Below are 17,272 nucleotides of genomic sequence, written 5' to 3'. Positions count from 1 at the left end.
CCAAGCCGTCCTGCCCGTCCGCTTCAACTCCTCGCGGGGCGGTAGGAGCCCGCTTCGGAACGGAACGCGATGGCCACGCGGTTCCATGCGTTGATCGCGGCCACCGCCCATGCCAGGTCGGCCAGTTCCTTGTCCGTGAAATGGCCGCGGGTGGCCTCGAAGACCTCATCGGGAACATGCCCCTCGGTCACCTTGGTCATCGCTTCGGTCCACGCCAGCGCGGCACGCTCGCGGTCGGTGTAGTAGCCGGCCTCGCGCCAGGCATCGAGCCCGTACAGGCGCTGCTCGCTCTCGCCGGCAGCACGCGCATCCTTCCAGTGCATGTCGATGCAGTAGGCGCAGCCGTTGATCTGCGATGCACGCAGCTTGACCATGTGCAGCAGGGGTGCGCCCAGGCCCGATTCGTGGAGATAGGCCTCCAGGGCCATCATCGCCTTGTAGGGCGCAGGTGCGGCCTTCCAGTATTCCATCCGCGCTTTCATCGCCTTCCTCCGTAGTGAAGCACCGCCTCATGTAACGCCGGGCCATTCCGTCGCCGGTGACGGACGACCTACGCACTGTTGACGGACTTCCAGTGCGCAAGCCGCTCGGCGATGAGCTCGACCCGCCTGCGGTCGTCGCGCCCGTCGAGGATTTCCGCATCGCCGGGGTCGGCACGCAGGTAGACGCCCGAGGTGCGTGCGTTCACCTCGGCCCCGCGTGTGGTGAAGTAACCCGATGCGCGGCCGGCGGATTCCAGGCGGACCTCGCCGGTACCTTCCAGCTGGGGTGCATCCGGATGCCGGGGCCGCTCGCCCTTCCAGTAATAGAAGATGCCCGCCGCTTCCTCCATCTCCCGGGTCGCCTCGCTCCAGTAGCGGGACGACAGCGTGCCGTCCTCCTGCCATCCCCGCCCGCTCATCTCCAGCACCCCCTGGCGGTTGCGCGAGATCTTCAGCAGGCCCAGGGCCGTGGGCTCCTTCTCGGTGCGCTGGGTCAGCGAGAACTGCCACCACATGCCTTCGATGCGGGCGGCGCTGCCCTCGCCCTGGATCGCGTTGCGGAGCTTCTGGCAGATGGCCTTCACCTCGGCCGCCGTGGTCGATCCGTCATAGCGGACGCAGGTCAGGCCAAGCAGATCGCTCGGCAGCTTCGCGCCGCTGGCATGCAGGATGAAGGTCCTGCGCATCCCCAGCACGCCGCCGAACAGGCCGGCCTCGAAAACGACGTTGTCGCGCGGCGAGGCCTGCCCAGGCGATCCGGCCGCATGCCCGTGCGCGCTGCTGGTCCAGTCATCCTGGGCGAATATGAAGGCGGCGAAATCGACCTGGCGGGTCAGTTCGAGGAGTCTTCCGAGCGTGGTCGTGCCGGGATTGAACACCGTCGTCCACGGCTCGACGTGCGCGACGTCCTCCAGCCCGCGCGTCAGCGCCTGCAGCAGTTTCGCCTGCGCCCCCGACGATCCCAGGAAGATGCGTGGCTTTTCCATAAGTCCTCCGGATGAACCCTTGCGTGGGCAGGCCCAGGGAGTCGGCGACGCCGACTCCGGCCGGGGAAAAGCACGTGGCACGTCAAGCCTGATCGGGCTCCGCACCTTCCGGTTCGAAGAAGCTCCAGCGCACCATGGGGAACTGTGCCTTCAGCGCGCGCTCGACCTGGTCGATCTCGCGCAGCATCTGGCGCCCGTCCTCGTCCTGGCGCATGCGCGCATGCACCGACACCAGCACCTCCTCGCCCTGCTGCAGGGTGATCAGGCGCAGCAGTTCGGCGATCTCCGGGCGGCCGCCGAGGAAGCCCCTGATCTCGGCCTGCAGCAGCGGATCCACCGACTGCCCGATCAGCATCGCCTTGACCTCGATCGCCACCAGCACCGCGATCACGATCAGCAGCACGCCGATGGCGATCGTGCCGATCGCATCGAACAACGGGTTGCCGGTGACCACCGTCAGCAGCACCGCCGCCAGCGCGAACACCAGGCCGAGCAAGGCGGCCAGGTCCTCGCCGAAGATCACGACCAGTTCGGCCTGGCGGCTCTCGCGGAACCACTGCCACAGGTTGCGCGAGCCGCGGGCCTTGTCCACTTCCTGCAGGCAGGCGCGCATGGACACGCTTTCGGCGACGATGGCGAAGACCAGCACGCCTACCGCCCACCACCACTGCTGCAGCGGTTCGGGATGCATGAACTTGTGCACGCCCTCGTAGACCGAGAACATGCCGCCGACGCTGAACAGCATCACCGCCACCAGGAACGACCAGAAGTAGATCGCCCGCCCGTAGCCCAGCGGATGTTCGGTCGTCTCCGGCCGCGCGGCCTGGCGCAGGCCCAGCAGCAACAGCAGCTGGTTGCCGCAGTCGGCCAGCGAATGCACCGTCTCGGCCAGCATCGCGCCCGAACCGGTCACATAGGCGGCCATGCCCTTGGCCACCGCGATCGCGAAGTTGGCCCCCAGCGCGAAAAAGATCGCACGGACGGAATTGCCACTGCCTGCCATGGCTCGCTCTCCAGCGTCGGACGCGGCGAGTCTACCAAGCCCCCACCCCCCGTCCGGTCATGCCCGCGTACCAGCCGCGCGCGAATGTGGGACTATCTACCCATGCCCCGAAACCGGCTCCCCCCCTGGCACGAAGAATTCGTCCTGCCCAACCGGCGGGCGATCCTCATCCGTCCGATCCGCCCCGAGGACGCCGCGCCCCTGCAAGGCATGTTCGGCATGCTTGGTCCGGCCGAGCTGCGCGGGCTTTTCAGCGACGGCCAGGAGGCCCTGGACGATGCCACCGCCACCCAGCTGGCCCGGCCCGACCCCAAGGTCGAGCTGGTCCTGGTCGGCGCCGAACCGCTGCCCCCGGGCGAGGCGATGATCGCCGGGCTGGCCCGCGCGCGGATCGTGCCCGGCACCCGCCAGGCCGAATACGCGATCCTGCTCGGTAACTACGTCGCCGGCCTGGGCCTTGGCCGGCACCTGATGCAGAAGCTGGTGAAATGGTCGCGCGGCCGTTACCTGGACCGCCTGTACGGCGACACCCCCGACAGCAACGGGCCGATGCTCGACCTGGCCGCCTCGATGGGTTTCCGCCCCAGCCTCGAAGCGGGCGTACCGCCCGGCCTGACCCGCCTGGTCCTGGACCTCGACGGCTCCTGACCGGCATCCGCCTGCGCAGGAGCGGGCATGAGCGCGATACCGAGGCCGTCGGAATCACGAAGGCGTCACCTGTGTGGGTGACGTCGGCTTCGCGGACTGAAGTCCGCTCCTACAGAGAGCCCGACAGGCCTGCGCGCCGTCCGTAGGAGCGGGCATGACCGCGACACCGAGGCCGTCGGAATCACGAAGGCGTCACCTGTGTGGGTGACGTCGGCTTCGCGGACTGAAGTCCGCTCCTACAGAGAGCCCGACAGGCCTGCGTGCCGTCCGCAGGAGCAGACGTGACCGCGACACCGAGGCCGTCGGAAGCACGACGGCGTCACCTGTGTGGGTGACGTCGGCTTCGCGGACTGAAGTCCGCTCCTACAGAGAGCCCGACAGGCCTGCGCGCCGTCCGTAGGAGCGGGCATGACCGCGACACCGAGGCCGTCGGAATCACGAAGGCGTCACCTGTGTGGGTGACGTCGGCTTCGCGGACTGAAGTCCGCTCCTACGGGCTGGGGGTCGCCCGTGACCGGGGTCGCCACGTCGCGCGGCTACAATGCGCGGTCCATGCCGTCTGCGTCCTCCCCCGTGCCCACGACTCCACCGCTGCCCCGCCGCGGCCACACCCGCGCCTGGTGGCAGGCGCCGGCTTCGCCCTCGGCCCTGGCCTGGCACCTGGTCCAGGCTGCCCGCACCCATACCGGCCCCTTGCTGTTCGTGGCCCGCGACAACCAGTCCGCGCACCAGGTCGAGTCGGACCTGCATACCCTGCTGGGCGCCGACGCGTCGCTGCCGGTGGTGCCGTTCCCGGACTGGGAGACCCTGCCCTACGACCGCTTCAGTCCGCACCCGGACATCGTCAGCCAGCGCCTGGCCGCGTTGCAGGCGATCCCGCAGCTGGAACGCGGCATCGTCATCGTGCCGGTGCAGACCCTGCTGCAGCGCCTGCCCCCGCTGCGCTACATCGCCGGCGGCAGTTTCGACCTGGCCACCGGCCAGCGCCTGGACCTGGACGCGGAGAAGCGCCGGCTGGAAAGCGCCGGTTACCGCAACGTGCCGCAGGTGCTGGACCCGGGCGACTTCGCCGTGCGCGGCGGCCTGCTCGACGTCTATCCGATGGGCGCCGAGGCACCGCTGCGGATCGAGCTGCTGGACGACGAGATCGATTCGATCCGCCGCTTCGATCCGGAAAGCCAGCGCTCGCTGGACCGCATCGATTCGGTGCACATGCTCCCCGGCCGCGAGCTGCCGATGGACGAGGCCAGCATCGCGCGCGTGCTCGACGCGCTGCGCGAACGCTTCGACGTCGATACCCGGCGCAGCGCGCTGTACCAGGACCTCAAGGCCGGGCTGGCGCCGGCCGGCATCGAGTACTACCTGCCGCTGTTCTTCGACACCCCGCACAGGGATGGGCGGGCGGTTGCGAAGGATCAGCACCAGAACCAGGACTCCACCGCGACCCTGTTCGACTACCTGCCGATGTCGGTGCTGCCGGTGCTGGCCGACGGCGCCAGCGATGCTGCCGATGCGTTCTGGCAACAGACCCGCAACCGCTACGAGCAGCGCCGGCATGACGTCGAACATCCGGTGCTCGCACCCGAGGCGCTGTACCTGCCGCCGGACGCCCTGCGCGAGCGGCTGAACCAGACCATCCGGGTCGAAGTCTGCGGCGCAGGGCATGCCCGTCGCGACGAGGCCGCGCCGCTGGGCGACCAGCCCGCACCGGCACTGCCGGTGGCCGGGCGCGACCACCACGTCGCCGGCGAGGCGCTGCGCTCGTTCCTGGGCAGCTATCCGGGCCGGGTGCTGGTCGCGGCCGATTCACCTGGCCGGCGCGAAGCACTGCTGGAGGTGCTGCAGGCCGCCGGGCTGCAACCGGCCGTGGTCGCGGGCCTTCCCGCTTTCCTGGCCGGGCGCGAGCCGTTCGCGCTGGCGGTCGCGCCGCTGGAAGACGGCTTCGCCATCGATGCGCCCGCGTTCGCGGTGCTTACCGAACGCCAGCTGTTCCCCGAGCGTGCGACCCAGCCGCGCCGTGGGCGCCGCGCCGGACGCGAGCCCGAAGCGATCATCCGCGACCTGGGCGAACTGACCGAGGGCGCGCCGATCGTCCACGAGGACCACGGCGTGGGCCGTTACCGCGGCCTGGTGGCGATGGACATCGGCGGCATGCCCGGCGAATTCCTCGACATCGAGTACGCCAAGGGCGACCGCCTGTACGTGCCGGTCGCGCAGCTGCACCTGGTCAGTCGCTACTCCGGCGCCTCGCCGGAGACCGCGCCGTTGCATTCGCTCGGCGGCGAGCAGTGGACCAAGGCCAAGCGCAAGGCGCAGGAAAAGGTCCGCGACGTGGCCGCCGAGCTGCTGGAGATCCAGGCCCGCCGCCAGGCCCGCGCCGGCCTGGCGCTGGACGTCGACCGGGCCATGTACGAGAGCTTCGCCGCCGGCTTCCCGTTCGAGGAGACGCCCGACCAGCACGCCGCGATCGAAGCGGTGCTGCGCGACCTGCAGTCCAGCCAGCCGATGGACCGGGTGGTCTGCGGCGACGTGGGCTTCGGCAAGACCGAGGTCGCCGTGCGCGCCGCGTTCGCCGCGGCCAGCGCCGGCCGCCAGGTCGCGGTGCTGGTGCCGACCACGCTGCTGGCCGAACAGCACTACCGCACCTTCCGCGACCGCTTCGCCGACTGGCCGCTCAAGGTCGAAGTGCTGTCGCGCTTCAAGACCAAGAAGGAAATCGAGCTCGAACTGCAGAAGGTGTCGCGCGGCGAGATCGACGTGATCGTGGGCACCCACCGGCTGCTGCAGGCCGACGTGAAGTTCAAGGACCTGGGCCTGGTCATCGTCGACGAGGAACAGCGCTTCGGCGTGCGCCAGAAGGAGGCGCTCAAGGCGCTGCGCGCCAACGTGCACCTGCTGACCCTGACCGCGACCCCGATCCCGCGCACGCTGAACATGGCCATGGCCGGGCTGCGCGACCTGGCGATCATCGCCACCCCGCCGCCGAACCGGCTGGCGGTGCAGACCTTCGTCGTGCCCTGGAACGATGCGCAGCTGCGCGAAGCCTTCCAGCGCGAGCTGGCCCGCGGCGGCCAGCTGTACTTCCTGCACAACGACGTGGAGAGCATCGGCCGCATGCAGAAGCAGCTGGCCGAGCTGGTCCCGGAAGCGCGCATCGGCATCGCGCATGGGCAGATGCCCGAGCGCGAGCTGGAACGGGTGATGGTCGATTTCCAGAAGCAGCGCTTCAACGTGCTGCTGTCGACCACGATCATCGAATCGGGCATCGACATCCCGAACGCCAACACGATCATCATCAACCGCGCCGACCGCTTCGGCCTGGCCCAGCTGCACCAGCTGCGCGGCCGCGTCGGCCGCTCGCACCACCGCGCCTACGCCTACCTGCTGGTGCCACCGGACCGGCGCGCGATGACCCCTGACGCGGAGAAGCGGCTGGAGGCGATCGCCTCGATGGACGAACTGGGCGCCGGCTTCACCCTGGCCACCCACGACCTGGAGATCCGCGGCGCCGGCGAACTGCTCGGCGAGGACCAGAGCGGGCAGATGGCCGAGGTCGGCTTCAGCCTCTACACGGAGCTGCTCGAGCGCGCGGTGCGCAGCATCCGCCAGGGCAAGCTGCCGGACCTGGACGCCGGCCAGGAAGCGCACGGTGCAGAGGTCGAGCTGCACGTGGCATCCCTCATTCCCGAGGACTACCTGCCCGACGTGCACACCCGCCTGACCCTGTACAAGCGCATCTCCAGCGCCCGCGACGTGGACGCTTTGCGCGAGCTGCAGGTGGAGATGATCGACCGCTTCGGCCTGCTGCCGGACCCGGTCAAGCACATGTTCGCCATCGCCGAGCTCAAGCTGCAGGCCAACGTGCTGGGCATCCGCAAGCTGGACCTGGGCGAAGCCGGCGGCCGCATCGTGTTCGAGGCCAAGCCCAACGTGGATCCGATGTCGGTGATCCGGATGATCCAGCAGCAGCCCAAGCTCTACGCGATGGAAGGCCCGGACAAGCTGCGCATCCGCGTGCCGCTGCCGGAAGCCGCCGACCGCTTCAACGCCGCACGCGCACTGCTGACCACGCTGGCGCCGGGCTGAGCCACCCGCGTCGGACTGCGGCGTGCTGTAGGAGCGGGCATGACCGCGACACCGACGCCTCGCCACGGGCAGCGGTCTCGCGATTCCAGCGACGCCGGCATGCCCACTCCTGCGGAAGACGCAACCGACTACATCCCGAACACCCACGGCACCAGCAGCACGACCAGCAGCAGGGTCAGTACCGCCAGCGGCGTGCCGACCTTGACGAAATCAACGAAGCGGTAGCCGCCCGGCCCCACCACCAGCGCGTTCACCGGCGAGGACACCGGGGTCATGAACGCGGTCGAGGCGGCCAGGGCCACCGTCATCGCGAACGGATACGGCGACAGGCCCAGGTGCTGGGCCACCGCCAGCGCCACCGGCGCCATCAGCACGGCGATGGCGGTGTTGGAGATGAACATGCCGAACACCGCGGTGACCACGAAGATCGCCGCCAGGACCACGCGCGGCCCGGCCTCGCCGACCGAATCCAGCAGCAGGTCCGCGGCCAGGTCCACGCCGCCGGTGCGCTGCAATGCCAGCGAGAACGGCAGCATGCCAACGATCAGCACCAGGCTCGGCCAGTGGATCGAGCGGTACGCGCTGCGCAGGTCCACGCAGCCGGTCAGGCCCATCAGCAGGCAGCCGATCAGTGCCGCGTGCACGTTCGGCACGATCCCGCTGACCATCAGCCCCACGGTCAACAGCAGGCAGGCCAGCGCGAACGGCGCGCGGGCCGCGCTCGGTGCGACTTCCTCCGCCTCCAGCGGCAGGTTCAGCAGGATCAGGCCATCGGGACCCGAACCCAGCGCACGGATCGCGGGCCACGGTCCAGCGACCAGCAAGGTGTCGCCCACTTCGAGCTTTTCCTCGGCCAGGCCCAGCACCTCGGCGGTACGTCCGTGCTTGAGCCCGATCAGGGCGAGATCGTGGCGCTCGTGCAGGCGCGCACGGCTGGCACTGTTGCCGGCCAGTGGCGAGTTCGCCGCGACCATCATCTCGGCCATGCCGATGTCGTTGGCATAGCCGGAAAAGTACGCGCCCTCCAGCGGCAGCGGCTCCAGGCGCAGTTCGCTGAAGCGGGCCTGCGCGTCCACGCCCGCATCGTGCACGTCAAGCAGCAGCGCGTCGCCCGGATCCATGCGCATGCCCAGCGGCGAGGCCAGCATGCGCATGCCGAAGCGGCCGCTCTGCTCGACCGCCAGCACGTTCATGCCCGCCAGCGCGCCGCCTTCCAGGGTCGAGGCCACCTGCCCGGCCAGCGGCGAATCCGCCGCGATGCGCACGCGGAACGCCCGGCCATCGAGCCGGTACTCCGTGATCCAGTCCTCCAGCCGCGGCGCACCCGAGACCATGGCCGATGCGGCGCCAGGCAGCCAGCGCCGCGCAAACAGCATGTACAGCACCGACAGCGCCAGCACCGGCACGCCGAACGGCAGGAAATCCAGGAAGGCGAATCCGCCGTAGCCTTCGCGCAACAGTTCGCCATGCACGACCAGGTTGGGCGCGGTCGCCACCAGGGTCATCATGCCGCTGCACAGCGCGGCCACGCTCAGCGGCATCATCAGCCGGCCCGGCGCGATCCGGCTGCTGCGCGCGATCCGCAGCACGATCGGGATGAAGATCGCGACCACGCCGGTGGAACTCATCACCGAACCGATCGCGCCCACCGCCAGCATCAGCGCGACCAGAAGCACGGTTTCGTTGCCGCCCGCAACGCGGATGATCAGTTCGCTCAGGCGCTGGGCCACGCCGGTGCGGACCAGGCCTTCGCCGATCACGAACAGCAAAGCGATCAGGACGATGCTCGGGTCCGAGAAGCCGGCGATCGCCTCGCCGATGTCGATCACGCCGGTGAACGGCAGTGTCGCCACCATCAGCAGCGCGACCACGTCGGTCCGCGGGCGTCCGATCGAGAACAGGACGATGGCCAGCACCAGCAGGCCGAGGACGAGGACCAGTTCGAGATTCACGGACGCTGCCTGCCTGGGGACATCAGCGGGGTAGCGACGGCAGCGCCGGCGGCACGGGCCGGCCTTCGCGGATGCGCCGGGAGAACGCCGGATCGCGTTCGGCGCCGTGGGCAATTTCGTTTATCCGCGAGCGTCCGCGCAGCTCGGCGAAGGGCATCGAGGTGTCGATCAGCCCGGCGTCGTACAGGTAGCGGTCGCTCCAGCCATTGAGCAGGTGGCGGATGTCCCAGCCGCCGGTGCGGCCGATGCGATTGGCGTAGCGCACGATGTTGACCGTGCAGTTGTTGCTGACGACGTTGTAGAACTCCGGCGCGTCGGCCAGCGCGTTGATCCGCTCGGCGTAGACCAGGAACAGCCGCCGCGCCGACTCGGCCGAAACCCGGGTGCGATACAGGAATACCTCCTCGTCGCGGTGGTTGCTGCGCACCGCGACGATGTCACGCTCGTCGCCGACCACGTAGACCAGTTCGAAATGCCGGAACAGCCCCTGCACCGGGTGGAAGCTCTCGCCCACCTCCGGCCGTATCTCGATGGAGATGGCGACCGGGTCCACCCCGGCGAAATCGAAACTGACGAAGGTGTGCGCGATCGCACCGTCCGGATTCCAGTAGGAGACGAAGAAATCCAGGCCCTGCAGGTCCGACAGGCGCAGCTGCCGCTCCTCCCAGCGCCCGGTGAACTCGTCGCGGGTGCGGTACTCGAAGTGGCGGTAGCCGCTGATCCGGATCTGGTCGCCATCGACGTCGATGCGCGGCATGACCGCGATTTCCGGCCGCCAGGGCCGGTCGTGCGAGGGCCGCACGAAACTCCAGCCGACCATCAGCGCCGCGAACAGCAGGGCCGCGACGACGACCGGCCAGCGCCGCGACGCACGCCAGAGGGCCCATAACGAAAAGACGGCGAACAAGCCGGCGAGCAGCCAGCGACCCGGCACCGGCACCGGCGCGTAGCCGATCGCCAGCGCCGCCCACAGCAGCGGCAAGGTCAGCAGCAGGCCAAGCAGCCAGCGCAGCGGGCGCGGCGCATGCAGCCATGGCAATGGCCCGGTCGTGCCTGCGGAAGCCTTCGCCATCCCTTTCCTCCGGTGGTCCGCAGCCGCTGGGCGGCAGCCGGTTTCGCTTGCGATTTCGGCCCGGGGGCGCCGGTGCGGCGACACCTCGCCTGCCCCGGCTATCGTTGTACGCGCTGCGGCGAAGTTGCAAGCGCGGCCGGGCGTACCCGGGCGACCCTACAGCTGCGACTCAAGCGGCAACCAGCCGATGACCCGCGCCGCGCCGCGGCTCCACACGCTGGATTCAGGCTCATGGTCCCAGGTATGCGGCGGCTTGGCCGCGTCGTCATGCCAGCGCAGCGCGCCGTCGGCCAGCTCCAGCCGGTAGCTGGTCTGGGCGGAGGTCTTGGTCCGGTAGAGCGCTTCAAGTTCGGCGGCCGCGTCCGGGCAGTCGAACAGCAGCCCCATCTCGGTGTTGAGGTTCATCGAGCGCGGATCGAGGTTGAACGAACCGATGAACCCGTGCGCGTGGTCGACGACGAAGGCCTTGGTGTGCAGGCTCGCGCCGCTCGAACCGAACAGGCTGCGGCCACCCTGCGGGCCGTGCGGCTTGAGCTCGAACAACTCCACCCCGGCGCGCAGCAGGGGCGCGCGATAGCCCGCGTAGCCGCCATGCACCGCCAGCACGTCGGTGGCGACCAGCGAGTTGGTCAGGATGCTCACATCCACCCCGCGCTGGCGCAGGCCTTCGATCCAGCGCACCCCGTCGCTCCCGGGCACGAAGTACGGCGAGATCACCTTCAGTTCGTGCTGCGCGCGCGAGGCCCGTTCCAGCAGCACGGGGGTCATCCAGTCCGGTCCCGGCGATGCACCCTGCGCCTTCTCCGGCGGATCGGAGACGACCACCGCGTCGGCGGTCCAGTGCAGCTTGCGCCGGCCCTCGATCAGGTCGCGCACGCCCTGGGCCCGCTCCAGGCGCTCGGCGTACGGACCTGCGCGATCCGATTCCAGCCCGGCATCGATGCTCGCGCGCAGGCGCGGCAGCGCGTCCGGCTCGGCGTGGGCCAGCGCTTCCAGCGGGATGGCCGTCGGGCTGTTCCAGTAGGCATCGAAGATCTGCTCGGCCTGGCGCACCGGCGGCCCGATCACGGCCACGTCGGTATCCATGAAATTGACGTCGGCGGCCGCATCGAAGTATTCGTCGCCGACGTTGCGCCCGCCCACGACCGCCACCTGCCCGTCGGCGATCCAGGCCTTGTTGTGCATGCGCCGGTTGACGCTGAAGAAGCGCAGCAGCAGCTCGATGCCACGGGCCACGGTCCCCTCGCGCGCCCGGGTGGGATTGAACAGTCGCACCTCGATCGAAGGATGGCTGTCCAGCGCCGCCAGCACGGTGTGGCTGCCGTGCACGTTCATGTCGTCCAGCAGCAGGCGCACGCGCACGCCCCGGTCGGCCGCGCGCAGCAGCTCGCTGTAGAGCAGGTTGCCGGTGAAGTCCGGATGCCAGATGTAGTACTGCAGGTCCAGGCTGCGGCCGGCGGAGCGGGCGGTCGCGGCGCGGATGGCGAAGGCATCCAGGTTGTCGGCCAGGATCACCAGGCCTGCCTCGCCCGGGTGGGCCGAAGTCATCGGCGCGACGACCTGGTCGACCGGGGTCGGCTCGCCGGCGATGGGCAGCGCATGGCCCTGCGGTCCGCGCGCGCTCTCGGCGAAGCGGCCATAGGCGTACAGGGACAGCAGCGAAGCGACCACGAATGCAGCCAGGACGATGCCGATCCACATGAACGTCTTCCTCTTCATTGCGATCCCGTGCGCGCCGGTGAAAGCCGGGCCCGCTGATTGTAGGCGCCCGGCGCGATGGCGATGTGGGGACTCCCCCGTTCCCGCCGCTCAAGGGCGGGCTGCTTCGATCATCGGACCCGCCTGCATGACATCGGGCCCCAAGGCCCCTTGAACGGAAAGGCCCGGCGTCGGCCGGGCTTTTCCCTGTGCAGCGCGCGCGGCGGAGATAGGCCAGAAGTCACGGGTCGGGTGGCCGGCGGCCCGGTTGCACCTCGCCGCTCCGGTCATGCCATGCTTTGCCGGTCACCACCACCACGAGGGACGCGGCAATGGCCAAGGGCCTGGACAAGAAGAAAGAGCAGAAGAAGAAGCCTGCCAAGACGTTGAAGGAAAAGCGGGCGGACAAGAGCGAGAAGAAGGGCACGCGCGGCTCGATGCCGGGCTGAAACCCCGCGCAGCGCAAACTGGAAACACCCGGCTTCGGCCGGGTGTTTTCGTTGGGTCGCGTCTACGGGATGCGGGCGACGGCATCGCCGGCGCAATGGGGCCGTTCTAGTACTTCCGTACCCACGGCGCGAGCACGCCAAGCCAGTGCGCGCGCCAGGCCAGGAGGAACGCGACCAGCAGCGCTGCGCCAGCAATCGCCATCACCCATACCAGCGACGCCATCGATGCATGGTCCACCGCCAGGCACAGCATCAGCGCGGCCAGCAGCCCCAGCGCACCGAGTACCCGCAAGGCCAGGACCGTGGCGGGCGTCAACGCCCTGCCCCAGACCTGCCGTGCATGCGCCGGCATGGCCAGGGCCAGCCAGCCCATGCCGGCCACACACGCCGCCAGCGCAGCAGCCAGCAGCAAGGCCGATTGTCCGGATTCAGGCACGTGCCGCATCCTCCGCGACCGGCATGTGCGCCGGTGCGCTGGCACGGGCCCGACGACCGAGGGCGTGCGCCGCCAGCGCGGCGATGGCGCCGGTGGTGAGCAGTGCCAGGTCGACACCGGCCACCGGCCAGTAACCGGCCGCCAGCGTGCGCAGCAGGTGGTCACCGGTGGTGATCCAGTTCAGCAGCACTGCAGCCACCGCCAGCACGGCGATCGCCCAGCATTGTTCGCGCCACGCCGGATTGGCCAGGCCGCGTGCGACCGGCGCACTGCGCACCGATGCGTGGACCATTGCCAGCAGCCAGCTGCCCCAGAAGGCGTAACGCTCCCAGTCGCCACGCGCCGGCAGGTCTTCGGGAAGCAGGCGGTTGGCGACCAGGAGAGCCAGTGCGGCCAGCACCATGCCGGTGACGGTGGTGACCGCCAGCGCGTCGACGATGCGCGCGCCCTGGCTGCCTTGCCGCGCGTGCTGGCGCTTGCGCTTTTCCACGAAGAAGATGAAACCCGTGGCGATGCAGACCGCGCCCAGCAATCCACCCAGCACGTACAACCAGCGAAGCAGCCAGTGGCGGAAATGCTGCAGGTGCAGGCCGGTGAGGAACTCGCTGACCTTCTCGACCGGGGTGGCCGCCGGGTCCTGGCGGATCAGTTCGCCGGTGCTGGCCTTGAAGTGGATGCCGTCGCCCACCAGGGCGATGCGGTCGGTACCCGCGCGATAGACGCTGACGTAGCCGTTGGCATCGCCCACGTGCTGCAGCACCAGGAAACCGACGTCGCCGGCCTTGCCGCTGGCCTCCCAGCGTCGCTGGGCCTGGGCCACCATCGCATCGACGTTGGCCAGTCCGGCCGCCACGCCGGCGCGCTCGTGCGGCAGGCCGGTCTGGCTTGCCTCGATCTGCGCATACCGGTCGTGAAGGTCGTGCAGCTGGGTGTGGCCGACCGGGAAGTAGTAGGTCGCGGCGAAGATCAGCAGGCCGGTGAAGGCGAAGAAGAAATGGAACGGCAGCGCGACCACGCCGGTCAGGTTGTGCAGGTCGAGCACGCTGCGCAACCGCGCCTTGCCCGGGCGGAAGGTGAACAGCTCGCGGAAGAGCTTGCGGTGCATGACCACGCCGCTGACCAGCGCGGCCAGCATCACCAGTGCCGACAGGCCGACGATCCAGAAGCCGAGGTTCTTCCAGTCCAGGGTCAGGCTGTAGTGCATCGGATAGAAGAACCCGCTGCCGACCTTGAGCCGGTCGTCGGGCAGCGGCGTGCCGTCGCGCGGATCGATGGTGGCATAGGCCCAGATCTGCTCGTCCGGGTCTTTCGCATTGGGCACGATGTAGCCGGCGAACAACTCCAGCACCGGGTCGCGGTGGGTGGTGTAGGCGCTCCAGCTGCCGACCATGTCGAAGCGCTGCGGCATCGGTCCTTCGACCCGCGGGGCCATCGCCGCCACCGCTGCCGGCAACGGCTGCATGCGCTCGAACGCGGGCCGCAGGATTGCCTCGTACGAGGGCATCGGCTGTGGTTCGAAGCGCGTGGACGGGATCGACCAGCGGTCGATCTCCCGGTCGAACACCGACAGCGCGCCGAAGAAGAACGCGGCCATGAGCACGAAGCCCAGGACCAGGCCGAACCAGGTATGCAGCCAGGCCATCGCCTGGCGGAAGCTCTGGGTCATCACGGATTCCTGCGTAGCGGCCATGGCGTCAGACGATGCTCTTCTGCACGAGCGACGCCAGCGCGGCCATCGCCGCCCCGCCGCCGGCCAGCACCAGCCACGCCAGCGCGACCCGGCGGCAGGCGATCGTCCACAGCAATGCGACCAGGAACACGAGCAGCCCGACCGCGCTGGCCAGGAACTCGGCATCGTGGAAGCCCATGCCGGCCTTGAACAGCAGCGCGGTGGCCAGGGCGACCAGCCCCCAGGTGAAGGCGTACCCGCCGAGCACCGCCGCGCCCACGCGTGCGGCGATGCGCAACCGCGGGGCGCGGACCGTGGCCGGTCCGGAGTCGATCAGGGAGGATGGCGTGGACATGGCGTCAGGCTACTGTCTCTTCGTGGCGGATGCGATCGTTCAGAACCGCCAGTTGACGGTCAGGGTGTAGTTGCTCGGCGCGCCGTAATAGCCGCTGTAGCGCAGGGTGTTGATGTACTTCTCGTTGAACACGTTGTTGACGTTCAAGCGCACGGTCGCGTTCTCGACGAAGTCCCAGCCCATGAAAGCGTTGAGCACTGCGTAGCTACCCTGGCGCACGGTGAAGCCACTGCTCTCGGTGTTGGAAATCCCGCTCTGCCAGCGCCCGCCGAGGCCGTATGACAGCGCCGCATAGCCGGGCGCACGCGCGCTCAGGATCAGGTTGGCGCTGCGGCGCGGCACCCACGGATAGGTGTCATCGCCATTGAGGCCATCCATCTCCAGCGCGGTGTATCCCACTACCAGGTCGACATTGTCGCTCAGCTGGCCGGTGGCCTCGAGCTCCACGCCCTTGGACTTCACGTCGACCGGCGCGTAGATGGTCTGGCCAAACTCGTTGTATTCACCCGTAGGCGTGGCCAGGCCCTGCTGGTCGGCCTTGAACACCGCCACGGTGGTCAGCAGGCGCCCGTCCAGCCACTCGGCCTTGACGCCAGCCTCGTAGTTCACGCCCTTGCTGGGGCCCAGCAGGCGGTCGTTGGCATCGGCCTGGTCCTGCGGTTGGTAGATATCCGAATAGCTGACGTAGCCGAGCACGCGGTCGGTGAAGTCGAAAGTCAGGCCGGCGTAGGGGCTGGTATGGCTGGTGGTGTCATCGAAATCCACGCCATAGGAAACACCCTCGCGGCGGTATTCGGCGTAGTTGGCGCCGATGATCGCCTTGAAGCGGTCGGTCACGGCGATCCGGGTGGCGCCGAACACGCGCTTGAGGCTCTGGTCCAGTTCCGCCGATTGCGAGAATTCGCTCCAGGCGGGCTCGGGAATGGCATCGGTCGGGTACGGGAACGGTGGCAGCAGGCCCCAGGCCGGGTGCGGGAATTCCGCGCTGCGTTCCCAGTTGTCGGTGGTGCTGCGCGAGGCGCTGACACCGACCACCGCCTCATGCTGGCGACCGAACATGGTGTAGACGCCATTGAGGCTGATCGTGCCCAGGTGGCTGGTCACCTCATCCTTGCCGCTCCACGGATAGCCGACCAGGCCCAGGCCGGTGGCCGGATCCAGGCCTTCGGGGGTGCCGTCGAAATCCGCATCCGCCAGGTAGGCGTAGAACATGTCCTCGTCGCCGCTTGCACGGCGGTAGTTGTATGACACGTTCAACCGCCAGTCCGCGCCCAGCTGGTGGACGTACTCAGCGAAGGCGGTTTCGTTGGTCGTATCCCAGTAGGTCCAATCCTGGGTGGTGGTGGCATTGCGCGGCCATTCGTTCTGGGTGCCATCGCTGTTCATGAACAGCAGCGCGCCCCACATGATGCCGACCGAGTTGGCCTGCTGGTGCGAATAGCCGACGGTCAAGGTGCCGTTGTCGCCGATCTGGCCGTCGACCACGCCGTAGAGGAAGGTGCGGTCGTTCTGGTTGGCCTGCAGCCACGAATCTCCGTCCTCGTACGCCGCCACGATACGCCCGGCCCAGCGGCCGTCGTCGGTGAACGGAGTGGAATAGTCGGCTTCGGCACGCACGGTGTCCCACGAGCCGTAGCTCAGGCCCACCATTCCCTGCGCCTCGTTGGTCGGGCGCTTGCGTACATAGTTGATCGTGCCCGAAGCATTGCCCACGCCGGTCAGCAGGCCGTTGGCGCCACGGATCACTTCCACCTTCTCGTAGCCGAACGTGTCCTGCGCGCCGGTGGCGATGCCCCAGCTGTTGGGCAGGCCGACGCCGTCGATCTGGGTGTTGAGGATGTCGAAGCCGCGAGCACTGTAGCTGGTGCGGTTGGTCTCCCACTCGTCCACGCGCACGCCGGTCGCCAGGCGCAGCGCATCGTTGACGCTGTTCGCGCCGAACAGGCTCATCTGTTCACTGGTCACCACGCTGATCGACTGCGGGGTTTCCTTGATGTCCAGGTCCAGGTTGGTCGCGCCATTGCTGACGCGGCTGGCGCGCTGACCGACGACCAGGATCGCGTCCAGCTCGGTGGTGGAGGTGTCGCTCCCGGACGTGCCGCCCGCCGCAGATTCCTGCGCAGCCGCCACGGCCGTTCCGGACATGCAGGCCAGGGCAATCGCGATCGCCAGCGGCAGGCTGCTGCTGGCCGGGGAGCGGAACGCGGGACGACGGGGGCTGGCCTGGCGGGAGGAACGGATCGGACGCATCGGGGGAAACTGCCTTGTCGTTAGAAGAGAGTGGGCAAACGAATCGAGGTGAACCGCTTCGCCCACCTCGCGCGCGGCGGCGCCCTGCCATAAGGGCCACCACCGCTGAGTCTTCGCCTGGCGACCCAGCAAAGGCAGGCCGGACGGAAGTTCCGGCACATTAAATGCGAATCAATCTCATTTTAC

12 protein-coding genes are annotated in these 17,272 nt (G+C 68.9%); 2 read left to right on the top strand and 10 right to left on the bottom strand.

Annotated elements, in window-relative coordinates; all coding sequences use genetic code 11:
• Positions 1-23: 23 nt before the first annotated feature.
• From CSC65_RS05430 to CSC65_RS05420, 3 genes are all read right to left on the bottom strand, one after another.
• A complete protein-coding gene (locus CSC65_RS05430) occupies positions 24-482 on the bottom strand; it encodes a carboxymuconolactone decarboxylase family protein (RefSeq protein WP_162409222.1) in 459 nt (152 codons plus the stop codon).
• Positions 483-550: 68 nt separating this feature from the next.
• Complete coding sequence (locus CSC65_RS05425; protein ID WP_162409220.1) at positions 551-1,468, bottom strand: TIR domain-containing protein; 918 nt, start codon at positions 1,466-1,468, stop codon at positions 551-553.
• 82 nt (positions 1,469-1,550) lie between these two features.
• The gene (locus CSC65_RS05420; RefSeq protein WP_162409218.1) at positions 1,551-2,471 is read right to left on the bottom strand and encodes a cation diffusion facilitator family transporter; all 921 of its coding nucleotides are present in this window, start codon (positions 2,469-2,471) and stop codon (positions 1,551-1,553) included.
• A gap of 102 nt (positions 2,472-2,573) precedes the next feature.
• Here CSC65_RS05420 and CSC65_RS05415 point away from each other — a divergent pair, with 102 nt between their 5' ends.
• Complete coding sequence (locus CSC65_RS05415) at positions 2,574-3,119, top strand: GNAT family N-acetyltransferase (protein ID WP_162409217.1); 546 nt, start codon at positions 2,574-2,576, stop codon at positions 3,117-3,119.
• Positions 3,120-3,671: 552 nt separating this feature from the next.
• On the top strand, positions 3,672-7,205 hold the full coding sequence (gene mfd / locus CSC65_RS05410; RefSeq protein ID WP_162409216.1) for a transcription-repair coupling factor: 3,534 nt from the start codon (positions 3,672-3,674) through the stop codon (positions 7,203-7,205).
• 128 nt (positions 7,206-7,333) lie between these two features.
• On the opposite strand, the gene CSC65_RS05405 is transcribed toward mfd, so the two are convergent.
• The 7 genes from CSC65_RS05405 to CSC65_RS05375 form a co-directional block, all read right to left on the bottom strand.
• The gene (locus tag CSC65_RS05405; RefSeq protein WP_162409215.1) at positions 7,334-9,157 is read right to left on the bottom strand and encodes an SLC13 family permease; all 1,824 of its coding nucleotides are present in this window, start codon (positions 9,155-9,157) and stop codon (positions 7,334-7,336) included.
• Between the two features lie 22 nt (positions 9,158-9,179).
• A complete protein-coding gene (locus tag CSC65_RS05400) occupies positions 9,180-10,229 on the bottom strand; it encodes an Lnb N-terminal periplasmic domain-containing protein (protein ID WP_162409214.1) in 1,050 nt (349 codons plus the stop codon).
• Between the two features lie 156 nt (positions 10,230-10,385).
• Positions 10,386-11,948: a phospholipase D family protein gene (locus tag CSC65_RS05395; protein ID WP_162409212.1), complete on the bottom strand. Its 1,563-nt coding sequence runs from the start codon at positions 11,946-11,948 to the stop codon at positions 10,386-10,388.
• A gap of 534 nt (positions 11,949-12,482) precedes the next feature.
• Positions 12,483-12,812: a DUF3325 family protein gene (locus CSC65_RS05390; RefSeq protein ID WP_238390290.1), complete on the bottom strand. Its 330-nt coding sequence runs from the start codon at positions 12,810-12,812 to the stop codon at positions 12,483-12,485.
• Positions 12,805-14,478: a PepSY-associated TM helix domain-containing protein gene (locus CSC65_RS05385; RefSeq protein ID WP_162409208.1), complete on the bottom strand. Its 1,674-nt coding sequence runs from the start codon at positions 14,476-14,478 to the stop codon at positions 12,805-12,807. The genes CSC65_RS05390 and CSC65_RS05385 overlap by 8 nt, the downstream gene beginning before the upstream one ends.
• A gap of 28 nt (positions 14,479-14,506) precedes the next feature.
• Entirely contained in the window at positions 14,507-14,836 is a 330-nt protein-coding gene (locus CSC65_RS05380) for an iron uptake protein (RefSeq protein WP_202922834.1), read from the bottom strand.
• Positions 14,837-14,875: 39 nt separating this feature from the next.
• Positions 14,876-17,086 carry a TonB-dependent siderophore receptor gene (locus CSC65_RS05375; protein ID WP_238390289.1) on the bottom strand — a complete coding sequence of 737 codons (2,211 nt, stop codon included), beginning with the start codon at positions 17,084-17,086 and terminating at the stop codon, positions 14,876-14,878.
• Positions 17,087-17,272: the final 186 nt, after the last annotated feature.

This window comes from Pseudoxanthomonas daejeonensis (assembly GCF_010093205.1).
Classification (GTDB): domain Bacteria; phylum Pseudomonadota; class Gammaproteobacteria; order Xanthomonadales; family Xanthomonadaceae; genus Pseudoxanthomonas; species Pseudoxanthomonas daejeonensis.
This window is presented reverse-complemented; position numbering and strand designations above follow the sequence as displayed.